Origin of the sequence: Pseudotamlana haliotis, assembly GCF_008806375.1 — a bacterium.
In the GTDB taxonomy this organism is placed as follows: Bacteria; Bacteroidota; Bacteroidia; order Flavobacteriales; family Flavobacteriaceae; genus Pseudotamlana; species Pseudotamlana haliotis.
Genome location: NZ_WAAT01000014.1, coordinates 1138 through 13354, shown reverse-complemented (window position 1 = coordinate 13354; position 12217 = coordinate 1138). Strand labels below are relative to the sequence as shown.

The window sequence follows — 12217 nt, the reverse complement described above, 5'->3', positions numbered from 1 at the left end:
ATTTCTATTTTAACCTGTAGCCATATTTCAGGACGAGACATGTAAAAAAATCGTAAAAACAATTAAACAATGTGCTAAAAATGCCAACCCACAAACAGCACATTTATTTTTTGTCAAATGCTTTTGCCAACGCTTAAAAAAATAAAAGAGCTGTTTTTCAGCCAACGCACAAACAATGAACACTTTTAACGACATAAAAGAATTAGTAACCGCTTTGAAAAGAGAGGAAAAACTAATATCTGAAATGTTTAGTAAGAGAAAATCTATTGACTACAAATTAAGTGATGCATTAGAATTAGTTGATTATCAAGAAAGTCGAATTGACTTACTAATTCAAAAATCTGTAATCAGAGAAAATGGAGGACTTTTAGAACTTGATGGACAGTTTTTAGATTTTTTTGAGCAAGTTCTGTACGTGAGTGAAGAAATCAATCTATCCTACATTGACGAAAATATAAAAAGTATAAAAGAAAATATTGTTTATTTTTTAAATGAGTCGAACGAAAATAGAAGATATACCTACTTACGATTTATTAAAAAGACTTTTCGAAATATGGGACTCGTCACACTTAGAAGCGTGGTAGATTTGAGACGTAATATTGAGAACACCTTTAAGAATGAAGCCAATTACAAAAACAAACAATTAAAACTCGAAAATCTTGACGAGAAAAGAACAATTGTTACAAATTTAATACAACAAACATTAGCACTTATTAATGAGGAAGAACTCACCTTTTTTAATAGAGCTTTAGATGAGGAATTAAGTAGAATAATTATTGGTCTAAAAAGTCAATTAGGAGAATGCTCACATAACCTAATTGAAATAGAAAAACAGATAATTGATTATCTAAACCAAATAAAAGAACAAGGGAGGTTTTTAGAAAAACTACGAAAACTCAAATACTTAAAAGACAATTTTACAATTGAAGCCGAAACCGACATTAAACAAATAATTTCAAATAAAAATCAAGTAATTTTTGAAGTAAGAACTACCCAATCCTTAAAATTATCTATTGACTTTCTTAGAGAGGATGATCGGGCTTTTGATGCTATTAAAAGAATTGCTAGAAATTATAGAAATAGATTGCTTTTCAAACAAGAAATAGCCGAAAGTATCTCTAATGAGAATCTTGAAAATAATGTTGAAGAAGAATTAATAATAAACTTAGAAGAAGTTAGAAATAGTTTTGTCGCAACAAGTGATAATTTATTCAATTTTATTTTAAACTATGATTTTTTAAAAGAGGTGGATTTTAATGAAAGAGTGACTGTTTTTTGTCAAATTGTTTCACAGTATGAAGGAGAATTACAAATACAAGATAACTACCAAACCATCAATGGTATTGAATATGCTATGGTTTTTTCAAAATAAATTTTAATGAATTCAAAATATACATCAGAAATATTTAATGTGCTTCGAAAAGGACAATTCATCTGTTCAAACAGTCCTAATGATGATATAAAAAAACTCTATAAAGTTTTAGAGGATGAGGAAACGTTTGAAGACCTATACGAATACTTTTATCAAATCAATTACATATTAGAACAAGGTAACGAATACTTTTATTTCAGTCGTTCAGAAAACAATGCAGACTTAGATAGAAAACTAGAAAAAGCCTTTAATTGGATTGACATACTAGACTTTTTTAAGACTTTTGATTCTTCTTTTGATGTAGGATATCGATTTTCACCATCAGACATTGCAAATCAACTAAAAAACAATGCAGATTTAAAATCGAAATTAGAAAAACTTAAGAAAGCAAGCGGAGATAAAAAGACAAATACTGAAAGAATAAAAAAAATAATTGAGAAGTTAGAAAAAGACAATTTCATAACACTAGAAAATGAAATTACAGAAACTTACAAAGTTTTAACCTCATTTAATTATTTAAAAGATATTATTACTGCTATTAACATTCCTGAAGAAATAGAAAATGAGATACCTGAATAAAATAATTTTTATAAACAGTGCATCTGTTCAATATGCAGAAATAGAATTAGACGGAAACGTTCATTTAATAGGAACACAAGGCGTTGGAAAGAGTACTTTACTTCGTGCAATTTTGTTTTTTTATAATGCTAACAAAACCAAACTAGGAATACCTAAACAAAAAAAAGGTTTTGATGATTATTACTTTCAGTACCAAAATTCTTATATTATTTATGAAATATTAAAAGACAATATTCCTTTTTGTGTTTTAGTCTACAAAGTAAACGGAAAAGTTGCGTTCAGATTTTTTAATTCCGAATACAAAAAAGAACTTTTTATTGATAATGACAATAGAGCTTTTGAAAGTTGGGACAATATTAGAAATGCTTTTGGGAGAGGGATTCATTACACGAATAAAATTAAAAGCTATGAAGAGTATCGTAGAATAATTTATGGAGATAATAGCGGGTTAAAGTCAGAGTTTAAAAAGTATGCACTAGTAGAAAGTAAGCAGTATCAAAATATACCTAGAACCATTCAAAATGTATTACTCAATACTAATCTTGAAGCAAAATTCATTAAAGACACCATCATAAATTCTATAAATGATGAGGAGTTTGTTATAGATATTGAGAATTATTCTAAAAATCATTTACGTGATTTTGAAACTCAAATTAACGATATTAAATTATGGTTTAAAGAGAATAGAAAAGGACAAATTATAGTTAGAATACAAGCTGATAAGATTACTGATAAATATAGAATTTACAATTTTCTGAAAAGAGAAAAAAAAGAACTAGCTTATGAATTGGCGGCAAGAATAGACTTTATAGAAAGTGAAAAACCAATTTTAAATTCTAGCTTTTCTAAAGAAAATAACGAATTAAGTATTCTATCGCAAAAAAGAGAAAACTTAATAAAAACACACCGTAAAAGAGAGCAAGATGTTGTTTCTGATATAAAACTAATTACTACAGAATTAGCAAAAGCTAAACAGAAACAAACAGAATACGAAAGCCAAAACATTAAAGACATAATTGCAAAAGTTTCAAAAAAAGAAGCTTTAACCATTGAGCAAAAGACTTTAGGTGAAGAAAAAAATCTTCTAACAGCTAAATTCACAGAAGTTAATCAAAAATTTGAAGCTCTTATTTCCCAAATTCAAAACCAAAAACAGGAGTTTACAAATACACAAAACGGAGAAATCGTTAAAATAAAAAGTGATTTTAACGAGAATAAATCTTCAATATTTGATACTTATCAAAAATTAATAAATCAAATTAAAGAAGAGACCCAAAACGATATAGATAAGGCTAATTCGGTTTTAGAAAAAGTAAAAGAAACCGAAAACAAGTTTAAAAGAGATAAAGCAGAATTAAAACACAAAACCTTTTTTTTAGCAGATATTGACAAATGTAAGGAGGATAAAAAAACTCTTGAAAAACAAATATCTACTTCTCAAATCGTAATTCAAAATGCCACAAACGAAACAAAAACAATTCGTAAAGAATGGGAATTAGATACGAAAGAAATTGAAAGAAACCATAAATTATCCATTGAAAAAGAAAACGAAAAAAGTGAAAAACTAAGGTTAAAAATTGAGAAGATTGAAAACAAGATTCAACAAAGTAAATCTTCGCTTTATGGTTGGCTAAATGATAACATTGATAATTGGCAAAACACCATTGGTAAAGTAATTGATGAAGAAAATGTACTATTTAACACAGAATTAAACCCTAAACTAATTGATAGTAATTCCTCTACTCTTTTTGGCATAGAATTAAACTTAAACACGCTAAAAAACAGAGTAAAATCAGTTAAAGAGTATAATCAAGAAATTAAAGATTATAAAATTAAGGTGATTGAAATTCAAAATAAAATTCAACAACTTAACACAAACAAAGAAGACAATCTACTTAAGTTAAAAACAAAGTTTAGAAAAAAGCTAAACAACCTTAAAGATATTATAGCAGAAAATGAATATTCCATATCTCAAAATAAAGAAAAGCTAAAGAAAAACAGAATTGAGATAAATGAATGGATTTCAAAAGCCAAATTGGAAAAGGAAGCTATTTTACAAAAACTAGAAAACGACATAGACGAAATTGCTTCAAAAAAATTAAAAGCTGAAGAAAACCTAGAAAGTATTAAGAAAGGAATAAAGCGAAAAATAAACCATAAAGAAAAAGAACGTAATTCTGAAATTAAATCCTTCGAAGAAAGTAAAATTCAAAAGATTTATGAAATAAACACTTCTATTTCTGAGAATAAGTTAGCCTCAGATAAACGGATTCAAAAGTTGAAAAAAGAACAAACCTCAGAACTAAATAAAAAAGGTGCTGACACGGAAAGGTTAAATATAATTGACAATCGATTAAACAACATAACGAACGACCTAGATTACATAAAAGACATCGAAACAATTGTTATAGAATACAATAAAGATAAAAGAGAACTCTTTGACAAAGTACCTCAATTAAAAGTTGATAAAATTAGTTTAGAGAAAAAGCAAACTTCAATGGTTGATACCCATAAAATCGAACTAAATAAATTCAATACAAAATATTCTAAGCAGGTGCAGTTTGTAAAGTCAATTAAATCTAAAATTGAAGAATTTGAAAATGATTTGAAAGAGCTAGAAAACTTTAAGGTTTCAGATGCTTTCGTGAGTATTCAAAATCATTATGATAATCCTGAAACTATTGCAGATTTTGATAAGCAAAAGAAAGCCACATCTTTAATTTCTGAAGTAAACAATAAATATTATAAGAGTATTGATACTTTTAAAGAATTGCAACAATCTACAAATGCTTTTTTAGGAAATTTTGACGAACATAATGTATTTAAATTTAAAGTAAAAATAAACACAGATTCAGAATTTCTAAACTTTGCGTCAGAACTCAAAGAATTTATTGAAGAAGATAAAATTAAGGAATATGAAAAACGTGTAAATAGCAGGTTTGCAAACATAATTCACTTAATTGGTAGAGAAACAACAGAACTGAATTCTAAACAAGGAGAAATTGAAAAAATAATTAGAAAAATTAATTATGATTTTCTTGGTAAAAATTTTATTGAGGCAATAAAGTCAATGGAAATAAAAACTTTAGAAAGCTCAAATTCAATCGTTAAATTATTAATCCAAATTAAAGAGTTTAATGATGAAAATAGTCTTTCTTTAGGAGAATCAAACCTTTTTACATCCTCTGAAAGTAATTCAAAAAATCAAAAAGCGATAGACCTACTAAAACAACTAGTTAAGGAGTTAGACAAATCGAAAAACTCAAATTTAACCTTATCAGAATCATTTGACCTACAATTTAGAATAATTGAGAATGATAACGATTCAGGTTGGGTTGAGAAGCTTTCTAATGTTGGTAGTAATGGAACAGATATTTTAGTGAAAGCTATGATTAATATTTCATTATTGAATGTTTTTAAAGTTGATGCATCAAAGAAATTCAAGGATTTTAAACTTCATTGTATGATGGATGAAATTGGCACTCTTCACCCGACTAATCAAAAGGGTATTTTAAAATTTGCCAATGAAAGAAACATTTTGCTAATAAATGGATCTCCTACAAGTCAAAATGCTACTGATTATAAATACACCTATAAATTAGCAAAAGAACAGTCCAAAACTAATTCTAAAAAATACATCACAAAAATTAATAGGTTGGTTAAAAAAGTAAATAATAAAGTACTAAATTAATGAAGCTTACTTTAAAAATAGCGAAAGTTTTGAATCAATTAATCAATGGAGAAACTATCCCCAATAGTCTCGTTAAAAGCAAATTAATTGACGATTTAGTTTCAGAAAACATTATTTACAGAAAAGGAAAGCACAAAAAATCAATAGAGTTAGCGAATAAATTGGGATTACATAATTATTTGGCTAATCAATTACAAATTAATGATTTGAATAAATACATTGTCGCTCTAGAAAATGAAAATTCAACTCGTGCAGATTTTGTAAAAATCACAACAGATTCCAAAAAATCAAAAGAAAGAGCTTTTAAAGGTTTTTTAGTGAATAGTTATGACTCTATAAAAGCTGAATTAAATAATGAAACTATAATTATTAACCCTAATAAGGGAAGCTTTGTTTTTATATATGATTATGAATCTTTCAAAGTACCTAAAGAGATTATTATTGTTGGAGTTGAGAACACTAAGAATTTTAGTCAAATTCACGAACAGAAATATCTGTTTAAAAACATTAATCCTTTATTCATATCACGCTATCCACAAAACCAAAATAAGGACTTTATTAAGTGGATAAAGTCTATCCCTAATAATTATTTGCATTTTGGAGACTTTGATATTGCAGGAATTGGGATTTACCTGAATGAATATAAAAAACATTTACAAGGAAAAGCTTCGTTTTTTATTCCTGAGAATATTAAAAGTAATTTAAGAGATAATGGCAACAGAGAACGATTTGATAATCAAAAGATGAATTTTGACATCGAAAAAATACAAGAATCAAAAGTTTTGGAATTGATTAAACTCATCGAAAAAGAGAAAAAAGGTCTTGACCAAGAGTACTATATCGAATAAGATACTCAACGCCAAAAGCCATACACATTTACAATTTGCTAAAACCAACACACTAGCAAAAAATTGTAAAAGAGTATGTCTTCCCAACGCTCACATTAGAGCTAACTAAAAACATTGGAAAGCCAAACAGAACGTAAAAAAACACTATGCACAACAACGTGTATAAAACATAGCTATTATAGGCTTTCCGAAAGGTTTTTGTATATTTACAAAGTACGCCAAATTTTTTATTTGGTAATATTTATAAAAAAAATTAAACATAAAAATAAAAAATTTGGCTCTTGCTAAATCCGAAAAGTTAGCGACTATTTAAACGCTACGTTTCATACACAAGACCGTTAGCACACATCCCTACTCTGCTCTAAAAAAGCTAGATTCCTGAATACCTATCTCTAAAAACTTTAATTTTATCAAAAAAATTAAAGAAGCCACTCTGCTGTAATCGAAGCGAAAACAGACGTTAAAAGCATAACGCAATCGGATTCTGCTAACTCATACGGTTTCGGACACTAGCAGTACGCAATTATGACGCTAATCGGACATTAAAATCCCTAAAAATATGTTTAACAAAGCTCAAAAAGCTGATTCTGATTACTCAGACGACTTCGGACACCAATATTACGCAACTCTTACGGCGGACTCCAAATCTGGATGGCAAAACTAAACCTAAAAAACAGTTTGCTAAACAGTTATTTCTAAGCATTTTATAGGTAAAAACTAAACAAAAACACACGTGCGCTAACAAAATGTATAAAAAATTGCTATTTTTAGCTGTTCCGAAAAACTTGTGTTTTTTTGCTAAGCGGATTTTCCTGCGGAAAATCCTCGCGGACTTAAACGCAACTTTCAATACATCAACCGTTACAAAACATTATCCAAATCAGAATCCGATTAATTCCTAAATATAACAATCAACATTACATTGTAAGAAAATTACCGTAAATTTGACGTTAGTTGAAATTAAATCTTAATAACCTCAAAAAAATGGCTAACGACAAAATAACTATTCACGAAAAAGAAAATCCTCCTAGAATAAAAGAAGAATATAGTACATTATCCATAACTATTACGTGTGATGATCCTGATGTAATAATAGCACCAGCAGCCCAAAAACCAGCCACATTAAAATTTGCAAAACCTTTAGTAGAAAAAATTGAAGGGCCATTTGATGAAAATAACGAACTTGTTGATGAAATGGAAGTTGATGAAATGGAAGTTGATAAAACTTACATTTTTAAAGCTACAAAATTCAAAGAGTCTACTTTTACGCCAATAAAACATATTTGGTTTGCCGAACAAATAAATGACGGAGAAATAGTAGATTTAGAATATAAAAAAGGAAAAAATCCATATCTAGACGAAGATAAAAATGTATGCTATAAGTACAACTATAAAAAATATGCGAAAACAACAATTTACGCATATGTATGGAATCCCGAAAAAGAAGCTAGTGTTGAAATACCTTTAATAATCCCCAAAGTAGTTATTACAAATCAAATTACTGGTTATACAATTCAAGAATTAAAAGGTTTAGGAACATCAAAATTTGCTATATACACTCCCTCTGTAGTAGTGCCTACATATAAAGCAAATGTAGTTCTAGATAAAGGAAGTGACAAAGACGAATTTCAATTTTCATTTGATTTAACTAGAGACGCTTGGTACAGTTTGGGGAAGAATGAAAAAGATGAACATGTGCTATTAAATAGAGCATTTGTCCCTAAAAACTATGAACAAAACTTATATGGTGCAGAATGGATGCCCAGTTATCCAAATCCAATATCGACAACTTATCTCCCAAGTGGTTTAGATGCTTTTGTTTTTACACGCTTTGGAAACAGGAAAATACCAGCTCAACCTTTAAGAACTCAAACAAAGCTAGATGGTAAACCAATTACATCACCTAGAAGTATTGAAGATTTAGCTACAGATGTAATGATTCATGTAGGTGGTACTTATGAAACTAATGTATTTTCTTCTCTTGGTGGTTCATATGGTTGTTTTGGGTATATTCAAAAGCAAGACATATATACTACACCTGAATTAGCAATTAAAGCTTCTGAGAAGGATGACTATGATGATGAAACTACTAATAAGGATTGGAAAAAAACTGTTGATGAAATAATAGAACTATGGCGCAAGAATAAAAAGATGCTCATTCTTTTAGACTACAGGGACGAATCGTTAAACTATTATCCAAAAATTGTAATAAAAGAATAACGATGAAAAAAATAATAATCATATTAGGCTTTATTGGTCTACTAATTGGGCTTTTCTTTCCTGTTTTTAGTATTTTATGGGAATTATCCGAAATTCGTGGAGCATGTCAAAATTGTCCTGTTAACTTTTGGAAAAACATTACTTCCTCTGATATTATGACTATAATATGTTCTGGTATCATTGGAACGCTAATAGGTTGTTCAATAGGACTATTTATATACAAACTCATAAAAAAATAACGTTTTGTAACACGGTGTATAAAACATAGCTAGTAAGTGTAAATCCGAAAGGTTTGTGTATATTTTTGAAGTCCGCCAAATTTTTAATTTAGCTTTTAAAAGAGAAAAATTAAAACAAAATATAAAAATTCAGCTCTGTGTTAATCCGAAATGTTAGTGTCTTTTTGCACGCTACATTCCATACACGAGACCGTTGTAAAACATTTACGAAAAACCTCGAATTTGAAATTTATATTGAAAATAATTTTAGTAGCAGTAGTTATGTTTGTAGTTGGAATAACTGTTTTTATTATTGCATTTGGAGACCATACAAATAGAACGAATTTTAAAATTTATTCTGCTGACAAAAAACAATGCGTGACTATTATTACGAAAGGAAAAATGAGGTATTTTATAAATGGAGAACATAATTCGGTTCCAAAAACAGAATATATAAAAATTGACAAAAGTGGAATTCCTCTTATTGGAGACGAAATCGGAATCTGTTGGAAAAATGAAAATTACGAATGGGAAATCGTAAATCACCAAGGAGAAATTATTGAAAACAAATTAGACACGCTGAAATATAAATTCAATACAAGCTGGGAAAAAGATAAATACGGAATTCCGAACACAAAAAAATACATTAAACCGAATTGTGGAACGATAGGACTTTTGAATATGAAAACTTATGATGAGACTATTATTTTGGAAAATTAAATTGAACAAAAAACGTTTTACAACACCGTGTATAATTCATTGCTGGTTATAGCCTACTTACGAAAGTCCTCGCGGACTTTCTATCTGTGATTTATTTGCTAACTTTAGTGCTTAAACCACGCAACGAAATCATACACAAACACGTTGTGCTTAATTACCAATATTGCGAAATAAAGCATTGATATTAGGTAAACAACATATTTATACGGAGAAAACAAACATTACAAACACTGATTTTTGATTTTCAAATACATCAGATATAATTATATGAAATATCTAAATTTTAATTCTAATAATTCTTTAACCAAAGAAAAACTCATATTTGACGAGTCCATTTTAATGAAAATATTAGATTTTTTTCAAAATATTTCGATTACAATAGCTCCTATTATTTTGGGATTAGGTTTCTTTTATTTACAACTAAAAATTCAAAACCCTGTGCTATTCCCTGTTTCAATAATAGCTTTATTAATAAGCATTTTTCTTGCAATTTTTATTTTTTTTCAGATTAGAAAATCTATTAATTTCAGGAAATTTATAGTGAAAGAAAATAGAATAGTAAACAGACAAATGGTTGAAGAAATGTGTGAAAATAATAATTGGAAAATCTTACACAACGATAATCAATCACACGTAATAATGGTGGAAAATTATAAAATACTCAATCATCATGGAATAGAGTTGTATATTGTTTACCATAACAATTTTATCTATTTAAGAGCTTTAACTTATGCGATGTATGATTACATAAATCCCTTTAATTGGATTACTCAAAAAAAAATTGAAAATAAAATCATAAAAAAACTAAGCACAACACGGTATATAAAAAATTGCTAATTTAACCTAAACCAAAGGTAGTTGCTTTGTTTGCTAACTTCTGATTTTCCTTCGGAAAATCCTCGCTCACAAACACGCAACTTTCCATATACACAAACGTTGTGTGTAATTTGAACCAAACCAATCTACTGACTTGAAAACAACATATTTATTACTTCTTTTAATTATTTTTTCTTCCTGTAAAGATGACATTTCAAATGAAAAATTTAGAAATGAAAACTATGTTTTCTATCAAGAAAATGGGAAATCAGGAAAATGGCAAAAGATAAATCCTGAACTAGAAATAAAGCTTCCAAAATCATTTTCAACTTATTTCTTTTCGAACGGAAAAAGGTATGTCGAATTAGAAGTCATAGATAGTTTTCCTAATCGAATACTTAAGTTTTACAACAAAGAAGATAAATTAATCCGTACTACTACATTTAAGTCTGATTCAGTTTTTAAAACAGTCTATGAAAATGGATATTATAAAGGTTATCATTCAAATTTGGGATTACTAAAGTCAGAAGGACAGATTGAAAATGAAATGTTTCAAGGTAAATGGAAATTCTACAGAAAAGATGGAGAAACCATAAAACAAATTATAGAATACGTTGATGATACATATCATGGAACCAGAATAGACTTCTGGGAGAATGGAAAAAAAAGAGACTCCACATCATACATAAATGGAAAATTAATGGGTAAAGCTATCCATTATTATGAAACTGGAGCTTTGGAAGAAATTAATTTCTTAAACGATAACAAAGCGCATGGAAAATCAATACGCTATCACCCTAACGGAAAATTACAAGCAGAATGCACTTATTGGAACGGAAAAAAAATGGACACATGTAAGTTTTATTATGAAAACGGAGTTTTAAAAGCTGTTGACATAATAAAACTTGATACTATTTCTTTGTCGTCGACTTGGGTTACTCATAGATATCTTGATAACGGAAACCTTGAAAAAATATTAGAAATGAAAGATGGAGTACCAAATGGCAAAGCCAAATTATTTTATGAAAATGGAAAATTAGCTCAAGAATTTAATATCCAAAATAATATAAAAAACGGAAAAGTGAATGTTTATTATGAAACAGGAGAACTACAATATACTGGTTTTTCTAAAAACAATTTGTTAGATGGCAAAATAAAACATTTTGACAAAAGTGGTAAACTTATTAAAACTGTAATTGGAGAAAATGGAGTAGCCATTGACTCAATACTACATTAAAAACTACACACAACAATGTATAAAAATAATTGCTTGGTCATTGCTTACTCGGAAAATCCTGCGGATTTTCCTCTGGCTAGTTTTTGTTTGCTAAATTAGTAACTTAACCACGCAACTATTCTTATACGGAGACGTTAGCACACATCCCTACTCTGCTCTGTAAAAGCTAGATTCCTAAATATCTATCTCTAAAAACTTTAATTTTATCAAAAAAATTAAAGAAGCCACTCTACTGTAATCGAAGCGAAAACATACGTTAAAAATATAACGCAATCGGATTCTGCTCACTCATACGGTTTCGGACACTAGCAATGCGCAAGTATTACGCTAATCGGACTTTAAAATCGCTAAAAATATGTTTAACAAAGCTCAAAAAAGCTGATTCTGCTTACTCCGACGATTTCGGACACCAATCTTTCGCAACTCTTACGGCGGACTCAAAATCTGGATGGCAAAACTAAACCTAAAAAACAGTTATCTAAACAGTTATTTATAAGCATTTTAAAGGTAAAAACC

The 12217-nt window shown here is 28.5% G+C and carries 8 protein-coding genes; all 8 read left to right on the top strand.

Features of this window, described 5'->3' with window-relative positions; all coding sequences use genetic code 11:
* The first annotated feature begins 175 nt into the window (after window positions 1–175).
* The 8 genes from F6U93_RS01880 to F6U93_RS01845 all read left to right on the top strand — a co-directional run bounded on the left by F6U93_RS01880 (window position 176) and on the right by F6U93_RS01845 (window position 11701).
* A complete protein-coding gene (locus F6U93_RS01880) occupies window positions 176–1372 on the top strand; it encodes a hypothetical protein (RefSeq protein ID WP_150936310.1) in 1197 nt (398 codons plus the stop codon).
* 6 nt (window positions 1373–1378) lie between these two features.
* The gene (locus F6U93_RS01875) at window positions 1379–1951 is read left to right on the top strand and encodes a condensin complex protein MksE (RefSeq protein WP_150936308.1); all 573 of its coding nucleotides are present in this window, start codon (window positions 1379–1381) and stop codon (window positions 1949–1951) included.
* Window positions 1935–5642 carry an ATP-binding protein gene (locus F6U93_RS01870; protein WP_150936305.1) on the top strand — a complete coding sequence of 1236 codons (3708 nt, stop codon included), beginning with the start codon at window positions 1935–1937 and terminating at the stop codon, window positions 5640–5642. The genes F6U93_RS01875 and F6U93_RS01870 overlap by 17 nt, the downstream gene beginning before the upstream one ends.
* Window positions 5642–6490: a DUF7281 domain-containing protein gene (locus tag F6U93_RS01865; protein WP_150936303.1), complete on the top strand. Its 849-nt coding sequence runs from the start codon at window positions 5642–5644 to the stop codon at window positions 6488–6490. Before F6U93_RS01870 ends, F6U93_RS01865 begins: the two co-directional genes overlap by 1 nt.
* A gap of 984 nt (window positions 6491–7474) precedes the next feature.
* Window positions 7475–8710, top strand: coding sequence for a hypothetical protein (locus tag F6U93_RS01860; RefSeq protein WP_150936301.1), 1236 nt, complete (start codon window positions 7475–7477; stop codon window positions 8708–8710).
* A 461-nt stretch (window positions 8711–9171) separates the two neighbouring features.
* Complete coding sequence (locus F6U93_RS01855) at window positions 9172–9648, top strand: hypothetical protein (protein WP_150936299.1); 477 nt, start codon at window positions 9172–9174, stop codon at window positions 9646–9648.
* Window positions 9649–9915: 267 nt separating this feature from the next.
* Window positions 9916–10485, top strand: a complete 570-nt coding sequence (locus tag F6U93_RS01850) for a hypothetical protein (RefSeq protein WP_150936297.1) — start codon at window positions 9916–9918, stop codon at window positions 10483–10485.
* A 133-nt stretch (window positions 10486–10618) separates the two neighbouring features.
* On the top strand, window positions 10619–11701 hold the full coding sequence (locus F6U93_RS01845) for a toxin-antitoxin system YwqK family antitoxin (RefSeq protein WP_150936295.1): 1083 nt from the start codon (window positions 10619–10621) through the stop codon (window positions 11699–11701).
* The last annotated feature ends 516 nt before the right edge of the window (window positions 11702–12217 follow it).